General features: G+C 66.0%; 16 protein-coding genes and 1 pseudogene. 10 read left to right on the forward strand and 7 right to left on the reverse strand.

Annotation, left to right across the window (positions count from 1 at the left end; translation table 11 throughout):
* Window positions 1–128: 128 nt before the first annotated feature.
* The 5 genes and pseudogenes from AC3A6P_RS17870 to AC3A6P_RS17890 all read left to right on the forward strand — a co-directional run bounded on the left by AC3A6P_RS17870 (window position 129) and on the right by AC3A6P_RS17890 (window position 4,638).
* Entirely contained in the window at window positions 129–881 is a 753-nt protein-coding gene (locus AC3A6P_RS17870; protein ID WP_487693008.1) for a Rossmann-fold NAD(P)-binding domain-containing protein, read from the forward strand.
* A complete protein-coding gene (locus AC3A6P_RS17875; protein WP_487693009.1) occupies window positions 799–1,755 on the forward strand; it encodes an SDR family NAD(P)-dependent oxidoreductase in 957 nt (318 codons plus the stop codon). Before AC3A6P_RS17870 ends, AC3A6P_RS17875 begins: the two co-directional genes overlap by 83 nt.
* A gap of 48 nt (window positions 1,756–1,803) precedes the next feature.
* Window positions 1,804–2,169: an ArsR/SmtB family transcription factor gene (locus AC3A6P_RS17880; RefSeq protein ID WP_487693010.1), complete on the forward strand. Its 366-nt coding sequence runs from the start codon at window positions 1,804–1,806 to the stop codon at window positions 2,167–2,169.
* Window positions 2,166–3,679: pseudogene (gene arsB / locus AC3A6P_RS17885) on the forward strand (ACR3 family arsenite efflux transporter). The gene AC3A6P_RS17880 and the pseudogene arsB overlap by 4 nt, the downstream one beginning before the upstream one ends.
* Window positions 3,680–3,849: 170 nt before the next feature.
* On the forward strand, window positions 3,850–4,638 hold the full coding sequence (locus tag AC3A6P_RS17890) for a bestrophin-like domain (RefSeq protein WP_487693011.1): 789 nt from the start codon (window positions 3,850–3,852) through the stop codon (window positions 4,636–4,638).
* Here the strand turns inward: AC3A6P_RS17890 and AC3A6P_RS17895 are convergent.
* Window positions 4,635–5,828 carry an MFS transporter gene (locus tag AC3A6P_RS17895; protein ID WP_487693012.1) on the reverse strand — a complete coding sequence of 398 codons (1,194 nt, stop codon included), beginning with the start codon at window positions 5,826–5,828 and terminating at the stop codon, window positions 4,635–4,637. The genes AC3A6P_RS17890 and AC3A6P_RS17895 overlap by 4 nt on opposite strands.
* Window positions 5,825–7,162, reverse strand: a complete 1,338-nt coding sequence (locus AC3A6P_RS17900; RefSeq protein WP_487693013.1) for an NAD(P)-binding domain-containing protein — start codon at window positions 7,160–7,162, stop codon at window positions 5,825–5,827. Before AC3A6P_RS17900 ends, AC3A6P_RS17895 begins: the two co-directional genes overlap by 4 nt.
* Window positions 7,163–7,239: 77 nt before the next feature.
* Between AC3A6P_RS17900 and AC3A6P_RS17905 the strand changes: the two genes are divergently transcribed.
* Window positions 7,240–7,608: an ArsR/SmtB family transcription factor gene (locus tag AC3A6P_RS17905; protein WP_487693249.1), complete on the forward strand. Its 369-nt coding sequence runs from the start codon at window positions 7,240–7,242 to the stop codon at window positions 7,606–7,608.
* A 39-nt stretch (window positions 7,609–7,647) separates the two neighbouring features.
* Here AC3A6P_RS17905 and AC3A6P_RS17910 read toward each other — a convergent pair whose 3' ends face one another.
* The 4 genes from AC3A6P_RS17910 to AC3A6P_RS17925 are packed head-to-tail and all read right to left on the reverse strand — an operon-like array spanning window position 7,648 to window position 13,154.
* Complete coding sequence (locus AC3A6P_RS17910; protein WP_487693014.1) at window positions 7,648–10,191, reverse strand: ATP-binding cassette domain-containing protein; 2,544 nt, start codon at window positions 10,189–10,191, stop codon at window positions 7,648–7,650.
* On the reverse strand, window positions 10,188–11,336 hold the full coding sequence (locus AC3A6P_RS17915) for a substrate-binding domain-containing protein (RefSeq protein WP_487693015.1): 1,149 nt from the start codon (window positions 11,334–11,336) through the stop codon (window positions 10,188–10,190). The genes AC3A6P_RS17910 and AC3A6P_RS17915 overlap by 4 nt, the downstream gene beginning before the upstream one ends.
* The gene (locus AC3A6P_RS17920; RefSeq protein WP_487693016.1) at window positions 11,333–12,367 is read right to left on the reverse strand and encodes an ABC transporter permease; all 1,035 of its coding nucleotides are present in this window, start codon (window positions 12,365–12,367) and stop codon (window positions 11,333–11,335) included. The genes AC3A6P_RS17915 and AC3A6P_RS17920 overlap by 4 nt, the downstream gene beginning before the upstream one ends.
* A gap of 22 nt (window positions 12,368–12,389) precedes the next feature.
* Window positions 12,390–13,154 carry an SDR family NAD(P)-dependent oxidoreductase gene (locus AC3A6P_RS17925; RefSeq protein WP_487693017.1) on the reverse strand — a complete coding sequence of 255 codons (765 nt, stop codon included), beginning with the start codon at window positions 13,152–13,154 and terminating at the stop codon, window positions 12,390–12,392.
* Window positions 13,155–13,275: 121 nt separating this feature from the next.
* Here AC3A6P_RS17925 and AC3A6P_RS17930 point away from each other — a divergent pair, with 121 nt between their 5' ends.
* From AC3A6P_RS17930 to AC3A6P_RS17945, 4 genes are all read left to right on the forward strand, one after another.
* A complete protein-coding gene (locus AC3A6P_RS17930) occupies window positions 13,276–14,166 on the forward strand; it encodes a carbon-nitrogen hydrolase family protein (RefSeq protein WP_487693018.1) in 891 nt (296 codons plus the stop codon).
* On the forward strand, window positions 14,141–15,118 hold the full coding sequence (locus tag AC3A6P_RS17935) for a cyclase family protein (RefSeq protein ID WP_487693019.1): 978 nt from the start codon (window positions 14,141–14,143) through the stop codon (window positions 15,116–15,118). The genes AC3A6P_RS17930 and AC3A6P_RS17935 overlap by 26 nt, the downstream gene beginning before the upstream one ends.
* Before the next feature lie 10 nt (window positions 15,119–15,128).
* Window positions 15,129–16,835 (forward strand): dihydroxy-acid dehydratase, encoded by a 1,707-nt coding sequence (locus AC3A6P_RS17940; RefSeq protein ID WP_487693020.1) that lies wholly within the window; start codon window positions 15,129–15,131, stop codon window positions 16,833–16,835.
* A gap of 84 nt (window positions 16,836–16,919) precedes the next feature.
* The gene (locus AC3A6P_RS17945) at window positions 16,920–17,618 is read left to right on the forward strand and encodes a GntR family transcriptional regulator (RefSeq protein WP_487693021.1); all 699 of its coding nucleotides are present in this window, start codon (window positions 16,920–16,922) and stop codon (window positions 17,616–17,618) included.
* Window positions 17,619–17,911: 293 nt separating this feature from the next.
* Here AC3A6P_RS17945 and AC3A6P_RS17950 read toward each other — a convergent pair whose 3' ends face one another.
* Window positions 17,912–19,000, reverse strand: coding sequence for a GGDEF domain-containing protein (locus AC3A6P_RS17950; RefSeq protein WP_487693022.1), 1,089 nt, complete (start codon window positions 18,998–19,000; stop codon window positions 17,912–17,914).
* Window positions 19,001–19,135: the final 135 nt, after the last annotated feature.

A 19,135-nucleotide genomic window follows, 5' to 3' on the forward strand; every position in this document is an offset into this window, starting at 1 on the left:
GCCGACAAACACCTCAACCACACCCACGACAAACCCCTCCAGGCAGTCGCCGCTTGACATAGGAGCAATGCTCGCTCTATCTGGGGCCGTGGGTTCCCCGAGCCGTGCTTCGGGGGCTGCGAGGACGGATGCTGCCGATTCTTCCGCTGCCCAGAGACCTGTCCTTGCAGTTCGTGCACGCCGACGACGTCGGTGACGCGGTGGTGCGGCTGATGCAGCAACGCGCGCGGGGCTCGTTCAACGTCGCGTCCGACGTCCTGGACCACACCGCCCTGGCGGACCTGGTCGGAGCCCGCGCGGTCGGAGTGAGCCCACCGCTGATGCGGGCAGTGGTGGTTGCCCTTCATCGGTTGCACATGGTGGCGGTCACTCCGGGTTGGTACGACGTGGCAACCAGAACCCCGCTGATGGACACTGCCAAGGCACGCCGGGAGTTGGACTGGAGCCCGACGCGGACCTCCACTGACGCGGCCTTGGAACTGCTCGACGGGCTCGCCGATGGGGTGGTGGGTCCAAGCGCTGCGCTCGGATACGGGCTCGGCGACCACAACGGCGGGTCGGCGTGGGTGCACCGGGTGCACGACGTCACGTTGCTGCTGTGGTGTGCGGCCGCCGTGATGCGGGCCTTGAAGCCCGGCCGCCCAGGACGTGTGCACACTGCCGTCATCGCGGCCAACCTGGCCGCGGGCACTCCGGCGGCCGTTGCCCGGGTCCGACAACGGCGCCGGGACCCCGTCGCACTGCTGGCGCCGGTCGCCGTCGGCGCGGCCGTTCTGTCCAGCTTGCGGGGCAGTCCGCTTGCCCTTGCCGCCACCACCGTGTTGGGGGTGCTCGGCATCGCCGAGCGCCGCCGCACGCCAACTGAGGTGTCCGATGAATAACGCACAGCAAAAAGATGATTCGCGAACAGTCGTCATCACCGGCGCATCCAGCGGCATAGGGCGCGAGACCGCGCTGCGCTACGGTCGTCGTCACGCTCGCCTGGTCCTCGCATCCCGATCGGAGGGCGCGCTGCGCCGGGTGGCGGACGAAGCGATGGACGCCGGCGCCACCGACGTCGTGGTGCACCCCACCGACATCTCCGATGCCGGGCAGGTGCAGCAATTGTTCGACGTCGCAGTCGATACGTTCGCCCACGTGCACGTCGCGGTGCAATGCGCTGCGATCACAGCCTTCGGCCGATTCGAGGACGTGCCACCCGATGTGTTCGAGGCAGTGATCGGCACCAACCTCCTCGGGTCGGTGAACGTCGCGCGATCGGCACTCACCCAGTTCCACGCGCAGGACGCCGGGCAGCTGGTCCTGGTCGGATCACTCCTGGGAGTGACCGCGGTGCCGTATCAATCTGCCTATGTGGCAAGCAAATTCGCGATATGCGGGCTGGTTCGTGCACTGCGCCAGGAGAATCGTGAGCGACCGGAAGTGCGTGTGCACGGGGTCTACCCCGGCCCGGTGGACACACCTGTCTACCGTGACGCGGGCACGTTCTCCGGACAGACGCCGCGCGTGCCGCCGACAGCGGACGCTCCGGCAGTCATAGCTGCGGCGATTGTGCGTGCCGCGGAGCGAAACCATTCAAGTGAGCGCCAGGTCGGCTGGTTCAACCTACCTGCTATCGCCGCGTATCGTCTGCTTCCCAACGTATTCGACGCCCTCATCGGGCCGTTGGTGCGCAGGATCATGTTCACCTCTGAGTCAAGCGAGGTGTCGGTGGGCAACACCTTCTCCTCACTCAAGCACCTTGAATCGCTCTGATAGCACTCCGCCGTTGCGCGCTGATTCGATACCTGTCAATATCGATGGGTGTCGAATCCAGAGGCTGTTGCGCCGGATGCCTGTTGTGTGACGCCGCCGCTGCTGCGTGAGCCGTTGACCGAGCCGGCGGCTGTCGACATGGCCAAGAAGTTGAAGGCACTAGCTGATCCGGTGCGGTTGCGGTTGTTCAGCGCGATCGCCAGCCATGCCGGCGGCGAGGCCTGCGTCTGCGACATCTCCGGCGGTATCGACGTTTCCCAGCCCACGGTGTCCCACCATCTCAAGGTCTTGCGCGACGCCGGCTTGTTGAGGTCGGAACGCCGGGCGTCCTGGGTGTACTACGCCGTGGTCCCGGAAGCGATGCGGGAACTGTCGGCGCTGCTGGACCTCGATGTCGCCCCGGTGACGGTATGACCGACACCGCGGCGTCGAATCCGGTGGCGCCGGTGGTGGGCAAGCTGTCGACGTTGGACCGGTTCCTACCGGTGTGGATCGGCCTGGCCATGGTCGCCGGTCTACTTCTGGGCCGTTGGGTGCCGGACTTGAACACCGTCGTGGAAAGCGTTCAGATCGACGGTATTTCGCTGCCGATCGCGCTCGGCCTGTTGATCATGATGTACCCCGTGCTGGCCAAGGTGCGCTACGACCGCCTCGACACCGTGACCGGGGACCGCAGACTGCTGCTGAGCTCGCTGGCGCTGAACTGGGTGTTCGGTCCAGCCCTGATGTTCGCACTGGCGTGGCTGATGCTGCCGGACCTACCCGAGTACCGGACCGGCCTCATCATCGTCGGCCTCGCCAGATGCATTGCCATGGTGATCATCTGGAATGACCTGGCTTGCGGCGATCGGGAAGCCGCGGCTGTGCTGGTCGCGTTGAACTCGATCTTTCAAGTTCTCATGTTCGCCGTCCTGGGCTGGTTCTACCTGTCCGTGCTGCCCGGCTGGCTCGGCCTGGCGCAGACCAGCATCGACGCCTCACCGTGGCAGATAGCCAAGTCGGTCCTGATATTCCTCGGCGTCCCCTTGCTGGCGGGCTACCTCTCGCGCCGGCTCGGCGAAAAGACCCGGGGACGCGACTGGTACGAGTCCACGTTCTTGCCACGGATCGGGCCGTGGGCGTTGTACGGGCTGCTCTTCACCATCGTGGTCTTGTTCGCTTTGCAAGGCGACCAGATCACCAGCCGGCCCCTCGACGTGGTTCGGATCGCGCTGCCGCTGCTGGCGTACTTCGCCATCATGTGGGGCGGCGGCTACCTGCTCGGCTCAGCGATCGGACTGGGCTATCAACGCACCACCACGCTGGCGTTCACCGCGGCGGGCAACAACTTCGAGCTGGCCATCGCGGTGGCGATCGCCACCTACGGTGCCACCTCCGGGCAGGCGCTGGCCGGAGTGGTGGGCCCGTTGATCGAGGTGCCGGTGCTGGTCGCCCTGGTCTATGTGTCACTGTCGCTGCGCCGGCGCTTCGCCGTCGCGACCCGAGAGACCAGGACAAGAGAATGACTGAATCGTCGCAGCCGTCAGTGCTGTTCGTGTGCGTCAAGAACGGCGGCAAGTCGCAGATGGCGGCCGGGCTGATGAGACACCTCGCCGGTGACTCCGTGAACGTCTATTCGGCGGGCACCAAACCCTGTTCGGCGATCAACGACCTGTCCGCCCAGGTGCTCCTCGAGGTCGGTGTAGACATCACCGCCGAGACACCCAAGCCGGTCGACTACGAGCTGGCCCGCGCCGTCGATCTGGTGGTCACCCTCGGTCGTGAGGCGCAACTCGATCCGTTGCCGGGAACGGTGATCGAGAACTGGGACACCGACGAACCGTCCGAACGTGGCATCGACGGGGCCGAGAGAATGCGGCTGGTGCGCGACGATATCGACCGCCGCGTGCGCGAACTGCGTGCCCGGCTCGCATTGCTGCGGTAGGGGTTCGGCACAAACCTCGCGTCGGTGTTCGCAAACAACTGCGGGACCGCCTCCTGGGTCCTAGATTGTCAGCGGACGGCCACACCTGGTGGCTGCCGGATCAGAGGTGGTGCCGTGGCAGCAAACGCCGGACAGGCCTGGTTGCTCCAGACGTCACCGGAACTCCGCCCGTGAGTCAATGGCTGGTCAGCCACATCCCGTCCTCCGTCCTGTTGATCGGCCTGATCGTGCTGATCGCCGGAGGAGCGGTCCTGTCGCAGAAGTTCGTGCGGCGTCGATATCCCCAACTGGCCCAAGGCGAGCACAACGACGTCACCAAGTTCACCTATGGGTTCATCGGCTTCGTCTATGCGTTCTTCATCGGGTTCGTCGTCTCCTCGATGTGGGGCCAGATCAGCGCCGCCGACACCGCGGCGCGCAGTGAAGGGGCCGCGGCGGTGCAGATGGTCAGAGACCTCACGGTGTTCGAGCAGGCCGACCGCGACCGCGTGCGCGAAAGCCTGCTCGGCTACGAACAGGCCGCTATCGCCGAATGGACTCACGCCAACGATGCCCGCTCGGCGGAGGCAGACAGGGCACTGTCCGAGGTGTACACCGCCTACCGGCAGATTCAGGCAACAACCGACAACCAGAAGACCTCCCTGGCAACGTCATTCTCCAACCTGGACGCCATGAGCCAGGCCCGCACGGCCCGAATCCTGACCGCCCGGGCAGACGTCGGACCACCGTGGCCGTTGTGGGCAGTCATCTTCCTGACCAGCGCGATGGTGCTCGGCACCGTGATCATCTACGGCGTCGACAAGCCACGCCAGCACTATCCCATGGTGGCCATCGTCGGCACGATCATCGCGATGAACCTCTTTCTGATCCTTCAGCTGTCACACCCCTACGTCGGCGAGATCGCGACATCCTCCGACCCACTTCACGAGGTGGTTCGAGAACTCACAGCCTCGCGTTAATCAAGCCCTGCCGGTGCCACCGTGGTACGGGCTGAGGTGGACGTGGCGACGGCGGTGGCAGCAGCCACCGCCGCGACTGCGCCGAGTGCGAGGAACATGGCCGCGTAGCCGCCGAGAATGCTCGCCAGCGCCGCACCGACGAACGGGCCGATCGCGGTGGCGATCATCACCGGTGCGTTCAGAATGCCACTGAGATGGCCGTAATGAGTTGCGCCCCAACGCTCGGTGACCGCGGTCGCCTGCAACAACGTCATGATCCCGCGCATCACCCCGGCACCGATCGCCACTGTCAGCAGTGCGGCGTAGCTGTTGAACACTCCGAGGAGCGCCGTGGTGACGGCGACACCGGACATGATGATCACCGTCCGAGGCACCACACCCACGCGACGCACCAAGGTCTGATAGCCAAGGCGTCCCAGTACCTGACCGGCGCCACCGAGGCCGAGCGCGACCGCCGCAGCGCCGGTACTGATACCACGCTGGCCCATCAGAGGCACAAGATTCGCGATCACCGCATACGACGCCACCCCGGAAAGTGCAAACGCCGCCACCAAAGCCAGGAAGGGGCCACTGCGCGCGATGCGGGTCGGGGATTGCACCGAGTGTTCGGAAACCACCGCCGGCCAGGGACGCCGCAGCCCGAAGAAATGCGCCGGGATGGTGACCACCGCCAGCACCGCCGCCAACACCAGATAGGTCTGGCGCCAACTCATTTGACCCGACAACGCCGCAGTCAAGGGTGCGAAAACGGTGCTCGAGAAGCCGGCCGCCAACGTCAACACCGTCAGTGCGCGTACCGCGTCGGCGCCGAAGTACCGGGTCAGCGCCGCGAACGCCGGAGCGTAGAACACCGCGCTCATCGCGACCCCGGCCAGGACCCACGCCGCGGCGAACCAGCCGTAGTTCGGCGCGGCCACCACCGCCACCACCGAAACAACCCCCAACACCGAACCGGCGGTCATGATCCAGCGCGGGCCGACGCGGTCCAGCCACCGCCCGACCGGGATCCCCACCAACGCCGAGGTCACCAGGCCGGCGGAGAACGCTGCGGTGACCGCGGGGGCGGACCAGCCGGTGTCGGCGCTGATCTGATCAGAGAGAACGGTGAAGGCGTAGTAGAGCACACCCCAGCTGGTGATCTCGGTGAGACAGAGGGTCAGCAGTACGCAGGGACGACCCGGCGCCGTCATCCGCCAATGGGGCTGGGCGACAACAACAATGGCCGCGGCGAGGACGGCGCCGGTCCACAGCAGCCGGCCCCGGCGTTCTCGCTCTCCGGGCTGTCGAACAAGCCCGCCCCGTTGCACACGCCGGTATCGGGCAACGTCAACTCCACCCGGCTCGCGGCCTCGTGATCGCCGGCCAGCTCGGCGGCGACACTGCGAACTTGCTCGTAGCCCGTCATCGCCAGGAACGTCGGTGCCCGGCCGTAGGACTTCATGCCCACGATGTACAGGTCCGGCTCGGGGTGTGCCAATTCAGCCGCCCCATGCGGCAACACACTGCCGCAGGAGTGCATGTTGGGGTCGATCGATTCGGCCAGGCGGACCGGGGCCTGCAGGATCGGATCCAACTCGATGCGCATCTCCGACAGGAACGACAGGTCCGGCCGGAACCCGGTGAGCACCACCACGTGATGGGCCGGCGGCACTGTGCGCCCATCCTCGGCGGTCACCACCGCGCATCCGTCCGTGAGGTCGACGCGCTCGGTGCGGAATCCCGTCAGCAGCGAGACCCGGCCCTGGTCGACCGCTTCCTTCGACCGGACCCCCAGCGCCCCGCGCTGCGGGAGTTCATCGGCGGCACCACCGCCGAAGGTGTTGCCGACCACCCCACGACGCAGCACCCACGTCACCGTCGTCGACGGATCCCGGCGCACCACCTCACCCAGCGCAATCACCGCGGTCATGGCCGAATGCCCGCTGCCGATCACCACCACATGCCGGCCGGCCAGCGCCGAGGCCTGCGCCGATGTCGGTGGGAGGTAGGTCAGCACCCCGGCGGCCGCAGCGCTACGTTCCCCGATCGCGGGAACGCCGTCAGCGCCAGCAGGATTGGGCTGTCCCCACGTGCCCGATGCGTCGATGACCGCGCGCGCCCGCACCCGGGACTCCGCTCCTCGCCCGTCGGTGATGTGTACGACGAACGGCGTCTCCGCGCGGCCCGGGCTGATCAGCCGGTCCCGTCCCAGCCGCGACACCGCCGTCACCCGTGCGCCGTAACGCACCCGCTCCCCCAAGGCGTCTGCCAACGGGGTCAGATAGCTGTCCCTCCACTCCCGGCCCGTCGGGAACCCGGCCTCCGGGGCCGTCCAGCCTGTGGGCCCCAGCAGCCGAGCCGCCGCAGGATCCACCAGCTCAGGCCATGGTGAGAACGTGCGGACGTGCTCCCACTGCTGGATCGCGGACCCGGCGGCTGCGCCGGCCTCCAACACCAACGGAATCAGTCCTCGTTCCAGCAGGTGCGCGGCCGCCGCCAGACCCAGCGGTCCAGCGCCGATCACCACGACAGGCAGTTCCGACACGCTCGCCCCTCTCATCGACATTCTTCGATGGGTCGATGGTGCTCCACGTATCGATGATTGTCAATGCGTGTGTCATCATGGGTGACATGGCCACCGGGACTGCCCCTTTGACCGCCAGTGACGTGGCAGCCTGCTGCTCGCCGCTGACCGGCGGCGCGCTCGACACTGCGGCCGCCGAACAGCTGGCCGCGTTGTTCAAGGCGCTTGCCGATCCTGCGCGGGTCAAGCTGGTGTCGCTGATCGCGGCATCCGACGGCGGCGAAGCATGCATCTGCGACCTCACCGAACCGCTGGGGCTGAGCCAGCCCACGGTCTCGCACCACATGAAACTTCTCGTCGACAGTGGGCTGGTGAGCCGTGACCAGCGCGGCAAATGGGCCTACTACCGCGTCAATGCCGAAGCGCTGAACCGCCTTGCCGTCGCCGTGTCGACCCCGACCGGATAGGTCTTGTCTCGCAGTGGCGTTCGCGGTTGGGCTTGACCCTCACCTCGCCGTCTTGCGCTGCACCTGGGCGTAAGCCGCGGTCGCGGCCAGGGCCATCAGTCCGACCAGCAGGTACTGCCAGGCCTGGGACAGCTTCAAGAAGATTGTCGCGTTACTGATCACCTGCAGCAGCAGCACGCCGAACAGGACGCCGACGAAGCTACCCCGGCCGCCGAATATCGAGGCCCCGCCGAGCACCACGGCGGTGATCGCGGCGAGCGTGTAGGTGATGCCTGCCGTGGGGTCGCCCACGCCGATCTGCGCCATCAACAGCAATGCGCCGACCGCAGTGAAAAGCGAGCTGGCCAGGTAGGCGATCATCTGCACGCTACTGACGCCAACGCCTCGCTTCCGGGCAGCTTCCTCATCAGAGCCAGAGGCCCGCAGCCGGAGGCCAAAAGATGTGCGGCGAGAAAGCAATTCGAGCCCGAGGAGCACGACGACGCCGATGATCGCGGCGACGGGGAAGGGGCCGACCCGGGTGTTGATGGCCTCCACGACGTCGAGCGCGATGACTCCCCCGGGCGCGTCCCGCCACACCAGAGACAGGCCCTGCAGACCGGTGTAAGTGATCAGTGTTGCCACCACCGGCACCACACGTGAGTAGCGCACCATCGCTCCGTTGGCGAGTCCCACTCCCCCGGCCAGTAGGAACATCAGGACAAAACCCAAGATCCACCAACCGAATCCGTAGCCCTCGACGATGAAGAACGACGCGACCACCACCAGCGTGCCACTGAGGGGACCCACGGAGAGGTCGATGCCGCCGGTGAGCATCACAACCAGCTGCCCGGCGGCCAGGAAGAGCACAGGGGCGGCGAGCATCAGCAGGTTGGCGATGTTGAATTCGGACAGGAATCGTCCGTTGACAGCGGTGGTCACGACGCCCAAGGCCAGGATCGCGGCCAGCAACACCAGGCTGGGGGTCTGCTGGCTGCCGATCAGCCGTTTCCACCGGCTGATCGTGCCGGTGCGTGGTGCGGTGACAGTTTCGGCCGCACCGTCGGCGCGGCCCGCAGTCAACGATGCCTCGGTGATGGCGTGCTCGGTGACGTCCTCACCGATGAGTTCAGCCACCACGCGACCACGCGAGAACACCAGCACCCGGTCGCACAGTCCGGCGAGCTCAACGTCGTCGGAACTCAGCACGACCACGGGTGTCCCGGCGTCGGCTACCTCGCGCAGACGATGGTAGATCTCTGAGCGGACGCCTACGTCGATGCCCTGGGTGGGTTCGTCGCACAGCAGTAGCTCGGGCTCGGACAGCAGCGCCCGGCCCAGCACGACCTTCTGTTGGTTGCCGCCCGAGAGCGTACCGACCTCGGTGTCGATGGTGGCCGTCTTGATGCCCAGCTCGGCGACCTGCTCGACGGCCAACTCCCGTTCTGAGCCAGAGGACACGAAACCGCCTCGGGCCACTCGCGACAAGGCGACCAGAGACAGGTTCTCCCGCACCGACAAGATCGGGGCGAGGCCTTCGATTCCGCGTTCTTGTGGCATCAGGATGATGCCCTTGTCGCGAGCGGCGCGCGGCGACGACAGCTGCAACCGACCGCCGTCGACCGCCACCTCACCGTCCGAGGCGATGGCCCCGCCGAGCGCGCGAATGAACTCGCGCTGCCCGTTGCCCTCTACGCCTGCCAGCCCGAGTATTTCGCGGCGACGGATACTCGTGGTGACAGCTGGTGCACCGACGGCTCCGAAATCGGTGAGAACGACAGCGGGTTCGCCGGGATCGGTGGCGCGGCCGGGGAACAGCGCCTCGACGGTGCGGCCCGCGATGAGCGTGACGATCTCGTCCTCGGTGACGTCGGCGGCGGCGAATTGACCACGGATCTTGCCGTCGCGCAACACGGTGATTCGGTCTGCGAGTTCCAGGACGTCAGGCAGTCGGTGGCTGATGTACACGATCGCGACCCCCGCCGCGGAAAGTTCCCGGATCAGCTGGAACAGCCGTGCAGATTCTGCAGCGGCGAACGGTTCGGTGGGCTCGTCGAGGATCAACACGTTCGGATCACAAGCCAGCGCGCCGCAGATCTCGATCGCCTGCTTCTCCGCGAGGCTCAGCTGTCCGGCGGGCACTCGGGTATCGATCGGAATGCCCATCGGCCTCAGCTTTTCCGCGGCCCAGGCATCGACGCTCCGCTGCGGCGGGCGCAGGCTGGGCGGCACGGCCAGAGCGAGGTTCTCGGCGACGGTGAGGTCCGGCAGTATCGCCGGAACCTGATAGGCGATTGCCAGGCCGGACTCCTTGGCAGCCAGCGGTGATGCGGAGGTCAGCTCGTCGTCGCCGATGCGGACGGTACCGCGGTCGGGGGCCAGCGCGCCGGATGCGACGGCCATCAAGGTGGACTTGCCGGCTCCGTTGCCGCCGACCAGTGCGTGTACTTCGCCGGGTTCGGCCTGGAACCCCACATCGTCGAGCGCGGTCACCCCGGGAAATGTCTTGGTGACCCCGACTACGGACAGCCCACGGCGAAAGCGCTGCGCCCTACTGTTCGGCATGGTCTTCGGCCCTTCGTCGAAGTTGGAGGTGGTGGTCACTTGTAGATCTCCGCGAGCTTGTCGACGCTGAGTTCCGAGGACGTGACGGCGCTGGCGGGCAGGGTCGGGTCACAGATTGGCGTGAGCTCGGGGTCGAGCGAGTTCATCACGATCGGCACGTTCACGATGTCGGGTTCCGGTTCGGGGATGCCCTGTGCGGCGGCGACGGCCTTGCGCAACGCGAGCCGGATGATCCACGTGCGCGCCGTGACGGCGACGATCTGGAATTGCGGTTGCTTGGGATTATTCTCCACCCAGGCACATGCAAACCCGTTGTTGTCGTTGGCCGTCCATACGGGAAGGGGGCGGCCGGCTTGGAGGAAGGCGCGGATGCCACCCAGCGAGCTGTCTCCCGAATCGGTGATTACGGCGTCGATCTTGGGGTACTTGGCCAGCAGCCCGGCGACCACACGCTGGGTCTGGGCGGGGTTCCAGCCGGTGTCGATGGGAGCGCCCGGGTCGTTGAGCAGCGTTACGCCCTTGCACTGCGGGTTGCCGGCGAGTTCGTCCTCAATACCGTGGATCTCACTGAGGCTCTGGGCATTTCCAGGGGTGCCGCCGAGGAACACCGCGTTGCCGCCTTCGGGGCCGAGCGCTTGGCAGACCCACCGGGCCCAGACAGCGCCGTCGGTGACGGTGTTGTGTCCGACGAACGTCGTGTAATCGACGCCCGGGGTGCCGCCTGGGCTTGCGGTGTAGGGCACCACGGCCACGCCGGCCTCGAATGCTTCGCGCAGTGTCGGCAGCAGCGCCGGGCCGGCGTCGGGGAACACCACCAGGGCCTGGACGCCCAGCGCCACAAGGGCTTTGATATCGCTGATCGCCTTCTGCGGGTTGTTCTGGCCGTCGGCGTAGGGCAGCACCTCGATGTTGGGACACTTGGCCGCTTCATCCTCGAACTCGGCGCGCGCCGTCTTACGGAAGGCATTGTCACCGACGCCGTCGGCAAGTGCGACCTTGATGGGCCGGTCACCGCAGAAGTCGGTGATGGGCTTGAGTTCGTCAACGGAACCGCTGAGTGCGGGGTCCAGATAGACGGGGGCGACCTGGAACGCCGCGGGCGCGCTGAACGGTCCGCCCGCGCACGCACTCAGCATCGCGCCGGCCAGTAACGTAGCGACCGTGGCCTTGATACGGATGGTCACGCCAAACCTCCTGTCGATCTTGCCTTTTGCGTAGAACGGAGAGTGACGAAGCGTCGCCAGTCAGTGCCGCGCAGCACGATGGCGGCGGCCAGCACCAGCGCCTGGATCAGCAGCTGCATCGCCGTCGAGGCACCCGCGGCGAGCACCACCTGTCCCAGCTGGGTGAGGAACAACGCGGCAACAGCGGTCGCGGCGATCGAGGACACGCCCCCGCGCAGCAATGTCCCGCCCAGGACCACCGCGGCGATTGTGGTGAGTTGATAAGTCTGCCCCAGCTGCAGGTCAGGGGTGCGCAAGTACGCGGCCAGCAGCATTCCTGCGGTGGCATAGGCGATTCCGGCAAGCACGTAAGCCATGACCCCGTAGGTGCCAGTGCGGAGCCCGGCGATGCGGGCCGCGGGCACGCCCGCCCCGACCGCGACGAACCGGCGACCCGCAACGCTGCGCTTCAGCACCAGCTGTGCGAGGAGAACCAGCAGAACAGCCAGCAGGAACAGCGTAGGGACTCCCAGAACGGAACTGACCGCAAAGGCGCTGACGGCGGGGTCGGCCGTGCCAGGGAAGCCCCCGGACAGAACCAGCACCAGCCCCGTGAGCAGTGAATTGACCGCCAGCGAGGCAACGAACGCGGCGACCGAGAAGCGAACCACCGCAAGGCCGATCACCACTCCTGACACCACACCCGCGGCGAGGCCCAGCGTGATGCAGGCCAGCGTGGACAGGCCGCCTTCGGCGAGCTTGGACACACACACCGCGGCGACGGCCATGACGCCGGGAACCGACAGGTCGATGCCGCCGTGCGTGATCACCAGCGTTTGGCCCAGTGCGGCGATCGCCATGACGCCGGCGAACGGCAACATCGCGGTCAGCGCTGACCCGGTGATGCTGCCAGGGGCGATCAGCGGGCTGATCACGAAGACGGCAACGGCCAGCAGCCAGATCGGCGCGAACCGGTCGGCGCGGATGCGTTGCACGAGTCTGGCGGTTTGCTGCCCGCGCTGCGGCGGGGTTTCGGTGGTCAGAGTTGGCATATCGGTCCTCCGGTGGGCGGGATCAGACGCTGGTGTAGCCACCGTCGACGGCCAGGGCCGCACCGGTGACGAAGCTGGAGTCGGAGCTGAGCAGGAACGCAATGGCCGAGGCCACCTCGGCGGCCTCGCCGACGCGGCCGATGGGGTGTGCCGCGTAGAGCGCACGCCGGGCCGCGCCGGGATCGGGTTGCGAGCTGAGATAGGTTGCCAATTGACGGGTTTCGACCGTGCCGGGGCTGACGACGTTGGCACGAATGCCGCGCGCGGCGTACTCCACCGCGATCTGACGAGTGAGTTGTGCAACCGCACCCTTGGACGCGCAGTACGCGGCCTGATTGGGCAGTGCCACCGTGCCGGAGATCGAGGACAGGCTGACAATTGCGCCCGGCCGGCCCGTGACCTCGAGCCGGCGGATGAATTCACGGCAGGTCAAGAAGACGCCCGTCACATTGACCGACTGCACCGCGTTCCAGTCCTCGAGGGTGGTGTCGAGGAGTGACTTGGAGATCATTACGGCCGCGGATGTCACCAGACCGTCGACGACGCCGAATGCCTCATATCCCCGGTTCACCGCGTTCGCAGCGGCCTCTTCGGTGGAGAGGTCGGCGATGACTGTGACCACCTCGGCTCCCTGGGCTTTCGCTTCATCAGCGACCCCCGTCAGACGGGTGTGGTCGATGTCTGCGAGGACAAGACGGTGGCCGCGCTGCGCCAGGAGCAGGGCCGTCGCTGCCCCGATACCGCTGGCAGCGCCCGTAACTAGGGTGGTTGGTGTCAGATCCGTCATCAGCAGATCTTCCCTTCGGCATGCTGCATGCAGCACATTAAGTAGCCCACGTCACACACATTGACATGCTGCATGCAGCATGTCAATGTGAATCGGCAGGTGGGTTGAAGTGGAGGTGCAGGTGTCCGAGGTAGCAGGTGCCGATCCCATGATCGCCGTCGCACAAGTGCCGTCGGTGCTCGGCCATCCCGACGCGAACATCGAAGCGATGGCCGGCTGGTGGCGTCAGGCCGCTGCGCAGGGTGCACACCTGACGGTGTTTCCGGAGTGCGCCCTGTCGGGATACATGATGGACTCGCGCACCCAGGTCGAGGACGCCGCCATCGTGGCATCCGAGCAGCGCCTGGCCACCCTGGTCGAAACCGGTTCAGCGACAAACAGCTTCGCGGTGGTCGGACTGTTGGAACGGGCGGGGGAAAGTGTTTACAATTCTGCGCTGCTCATTGGGCCGAGCGGTATCGCCGGGACCTACCGCAAGCAGCACCTGCCACGACTAGGCGCCGATGCGTTCGTCGATCCCGGCGACGCTCCGAGGGCGCGGGTCTTGGACACCGGGCGTCTGCGCGTCGGCATGATGATCTGCTTCGACCTGCGGTTTCCGGAGTGCGCCAGAGACGTGGCACTTGGTGGCGCCGACCTCATCGCGATGCCGACCAACTGGCCGTTGACCGCGACGTTCCTGGCTGAGCACATGACGCGCGTGCGCGCAGTCGAGAACCTGATCTACCTGGCCGTCGCCGACCGCTGCGACAATGAGTCCGGCACCGATTTCCTGGGCCGCAGCCAGGTGGTGTCGCCGTCGGGGGACGTTCTGGTGGACGGCGGATCCGAGCAGGGTGTGTATCTGACCCCCCTGGATCTGGCCCGATCACGCAGCAAGACTCTGACTTTCGACGATCCCCCGTACTCCCTGCCGGTATTCGAGGGCAGACGCCCAGATCTGTACTCGTCGCTCACCAGTCCCGTCGCTTCGGAAGGAGGCCACCATGTGTGGACCCGGAATCATCGATGAACGCACGCGTGACCTGATTGCCGCGCACGCCGCGAGGTTCCGCGAGATCACGATGAGCCCGTTCGGCGCAGATGACGAGATCGGCATGTTGAACCTCATCAGCCCGGAGAAGTCGCGCGAGGTGATGCGCGCCGCCGACGGTGGTGCAGCGATCGATCTGTCGGTCGACTATTTCATCGGCATGCCGTCGTGGACCAAGGCCGGCGACCCGGGTTTTCAGCAGTGGATGACGCACACCCCGGCAGGAACCGTACTGGACGACATCACCGGCGTCGGCACCGAACAGAACCACCTGGTGGCGTACTCCGGTGACGCAATGTCGATGTACACGCACTGCGGCACGCACATCGACACGCTGAATCACTTCGGCTACCACGGCAAGATCTTCAACGGTTACGAAGCAGCGCAGTGCATTTCATCGCGGCACTGGATCAAGTGCGGGGCCGACAAGTTTCCGCCGATCATCACCCGGGGCGTACTGTTCGACATCGCGGCACTCCATGACGTCGACGTCCTTCCAGACAACTACGGCATCGGCGCCCAAGATCTCACCGACGCGCTGAAACGCCAGCACGTCGAGTTCCGCCCGGGCGACGTCGCGCTGGTGCGCACCGGGCGAATGCGGTATTGGCCCGACACCGATCGCTACATCGACAACGCGCCGGGGCTCAATCGCGAAGGTGCGGAGTTCCTGGCCCAGGCCGGAGCCGCCGTGATCGGTGGCGACAACTTGGCGTTGGAACAGTCGCCATCACCAGATGCCGAGAACTGGCAGGTGGTCCACACATATCTCCTGGCAGAGGCGGGCGTTCCGATCATGGAGGTCGTCGACTGCGAAACGCTGTCCGGGCAGCGGCTTTACGAGTTCGCTTTCATCGGCGCGTGCATGAAGGTACGCGGTGCCACCGGGGCCCCCATGCGCCCGCTGGCAATGCCGCTACTGCCCCACTGAGAGGATTGACATGTCTGAATCGTCCGGGTACCAGCCCGGCACGTCGGCCGTCGACAGCAGTCGCACGTCGTATGGTGACGCTGGTTTCAGCCGCTATCTGCGGCGCGCGTTCCTCGCCTCGGCGGGCTACGACGATGAGAGCCTCGAGCGGCCGATCGTCGGAATCGCAGTCACACAAAGCGATTACAACACCTGCCATCGCGATATGCCGGCGCTGCTGGCAGCAGTGAAGCGCGGTGTCGAGCAGGCCGGTGGGCTGCCGATGGACTTCCCCACGATATCGCTAGGGGAGATCCTGACGTCGCCGACCACGATGCTGTTCCGCAACCTCATGGCTATGGACACCGAGGAGATGATCCGGGCGTTGCCGATGGATGCGGCGGTGCTACTGGGCGGCTGCGACAAGACGGTGCCGGCGCAGCTGATGGCAGCGGCCTCATCAGACATCCCGGTGATGCTCGAGGTCGTCGGCCCGATGATGACGGGGTCGTGGCGCGGTGAGCGATTGGGCGCGTGCACGGACTGCCGCCGGTTCTGGGGGGCACACCGCGGGGGCGAACTCGACGGCGACGAGATCGTTTCGGTGCGGCAGGAACTGGTGTCTACGACAGGTACGTGCACGGTGATGGGCACGGCGTCGACCATGGCGGCGCTGACCGAGACGCTCGGCATGATGCTGCCCGGCGGGGCGACACCACCCGCAGTGAGCGGAGCCCGGCTGCGGCATGCGACGGAAACCGGGCGCCGCGCAGTTGAATTGGCCCGGGCGGGAGGGCCGCTACCGCGCGAGGTGATGACACGGGAGGCGTTCGAGAACGCGATTCGGGTGCTCGCGGCCATCGGCGGCTCGACCAACGCCCTGATTCACTTGACCGCGGTGGCTCGCCGCGCCGGAGTGCCGCTCGAGATGGCGGACTTCGACAAGATCGGCCTGGATACACCGCTTCTGGTGGACCTCAAGCCGTCGGGGTCCGGTTACATGGAGGACTTCCACCGAGCCGGTGGCATACCCGCGCTGCTGACCGAATTGGCGCCGCTGCTGCACCACGACCACCGCGGGGTGAGCGGGCGTTCGCTGAGCGAGTTGATCGCAGAGACCGGCGCGCCGGCGGAATGGCAGAACACGATTCGGCATCTAGAGGATCCGTTGGGTCCGCCGGGGGCGTTGGCGGTGTTGTCGGGGTCATTGGCGCCCAACGGGGCGATCATCAAGGCGTCAGCGGCGAGCCCGCACCTGATGCAGCACACGGGTCCGGCGATCGTCGTGGACAACCCAGCTGATGCCGCGGCGATCTTGGACGACCCGGATCTGGACGTGACGCCCGACCACGTTCTGGTCATGCGGTATTCGGGACCGGTGGCGGCGGGCATGCCGGAGGCCGGTGCGCTGCCCATTCCGGCGAAATTGGCGAGGGCCGGGGTGCGAGACATGGTGCGGGTGTCGGACGCGCGGATGAGCGGGACATCGTACGGAACGGTGGTGCTGCACTGCGATCCGGAGGCCGCCGCGGGTGGTCCACTGTCGGTGGTTCGCAACGGGGACCTGATAAGGCTCGACGTACCGAATCGGTCAATCGACCTGCTGGTGCCCGCGGAGGAGATCGCCCAACGGCTTCAAGCGTTCACGCCCCCGCCGCGGGCGGCGCGAGGTTGGCGGCGGCTGTACGAAGAGACGGTGCTGCCGGCCAGTCAGGGAGCAGATCTGTCCTTCCTCTAGACATGCCGTACCCATGCAGCAACACGGCGCATGCTGCATGCATCTATGCTGAACCGAATGTGTCGGCTGAGCATGGAGGCGTGAATGGTGTTCGACGCCGGACAGGTCTCGCTGACCGATCGGGTGTACGACGAATTGATGCGCGCCGTCCGGGAAGGCGAGTTGCGGCCGGGGACCATGCATTCGGTGGTGGAGATCTCGGGCCGTCTAGGGGTGTCGCGAACGCCGGTGCGCGAGGCTTTGCTGCGGATGGCCAGCAATGGAATGGTGCGATTCGAGCGCAGCCGCGGGGTGCGAATTCTCGAAGTGTCGACTCGGGACATCGAGGAGATCTACTCGCTGAGAATGATGCTCGAGGTGCCGTCGGCGTACCGGGCGGCCGAACTGATGACAGACGAGTTGATGGCGCCGGTGCAAGAGGCATTCGACCGGATGCGGGAAGCAACCGAGGCGGGTGATGAGGCGCAATTCCGGGCCGCCGACGTGGACTTCCACGCGGCGATCATCGCGGCGGCGGGCAACCGGCGCGTCTCCGAGGCCGCCGCGAACACCCGAATGCAGATGATGGACCGCGGCCTGTCCACGACCGCCACCCGCACATTGGCCGACATCCTGCTCGTGCACGAACGCATTCTGAATGCCATTCGCGATCGTGACGCGGCGGGCAGTGCCGCTCGGATGCGCGACCACCTGGTTGAAACAGTTGGGCTTCTCCTCACGCAATCCACCGGAGACCCCACGGTGGCTGCCTCATACGTGCCACCGCCACTGCCGGTCGAATAGCGCCGTCTTCGCCCAACCACTACCTTCCGGGGCGCAACCTTTTCGGCGGTCAATTACGCGGTGCACCATGACTATTGGCGCTCTGCTCGATCCGCTGTCCTTCGCAATGTCTTACGGCGCGCGTCCTGAACAAGTGTCGGATCTCAGACTCGGGACATCTGACGGCCGATCGAGCTGCGAGTATTCGGGCCTTCTCAGCTACGTGGCACACACTCATGTCTCATCTACCGGTTAAAACCGGAGACCGTGGGGGTTGTGTGCTTGACGGCGAACGGATTCAAAGAGGAGCAGAGCTAGAGCAGCTCTGTTGCGTTACCGCCGTTACGTTTTGCGGTGAACATCGCCTGGTCAGCTCGCTCGATCGTGGCATCGAGCAACGCAGCAGGATCACCGTCGGGGGCAGCAAAGTTGGCGACGGCCACGCTGGCGACGCCAACGCTTGCGGTGATGGCGTAGTCGGTTTGAGTAGCAATCGCCAGTCTGACGCGATCGAGGTCGCGATGGGCCCGCCAGCCCGAAGCTAGGTCGACGACGACGAATTCTTCGCCGCCTACACGCGCTACCAACGCACTGCCCCGCACTGTGGACTTGATGTGCCGTGCAGTGCCTATCAGCACCGCGTCTCCCACCTTGTGACCGAAGTTGTCATTGATCTCTTTGAAGCGATCTAAGTCGATGACCATCACGGTCACCTCGGCGTCCGTCGTGATGGCATTGTGCATGAGGTCGACAAACTGCATGTGCAAGCCGCGTCGGTTAAGCAGACCGGTCAGCGGATCGCTGATGGACTTATTCGCGTCGTTCCGAAGAGCCCAGATCGCGGCTTGGATGCCCAGAGGTGGCCCGACGAGAAGCGCCACCGACAGGAGTGTCTTTGCAGTGAATCCGACAACATCGAACTCCGCGTCGATGCCTATCCGAACGGCTAGGGCTGCCGTCGTAGCAAGAATCCAGGTTATATGTGCAACAAGCAATTTGGGGCCCTCAAAGAAAATCAGGTACACCGAGAGCATGGTGAAGAAACTCAACCCGAACGAGCCCATCACCCAACTTGCATCGAGCACAACCATCACGGTGATCGCGATGTCGGCGGTGACGACGAACGCAACGGAAGCCCACCGCGGCGGCCAAGGGCCGCGACACCATACCCACGCCCAGAAGAGCTGTAGCGCGACGAACACCGCTACGGCAAACCGCGACGCTGAAGTAGCGGCGGAGGGCAGCAAGACAACGGCTGAGATCACCGCGTCCAGGCCTGTTCCCAGGCCGATCAGTACCTGGACCGCCGTGGAGATGGACCGCTTGCTGAAATACTGCACCTGTGCCTCGTAGTCGACCGGCTCGCTCCACCAGTCGCGGACGAGACGGCCGAACAGCGCCACACTTCTCGAGTACGCCAACTCGCCACCCCCGTTAGCGGCAACAGAACCGACCTGGCCAGCTCAGTCGCGCGGTGAACCGAGGCCACCTGGCCGAGCAACCAACTATAGATGCCAGATCCGGCCTATAGATTCAAT

Source organism: Mycobacterium sp. Soil_C_30 (assembly GCF_057656995.1).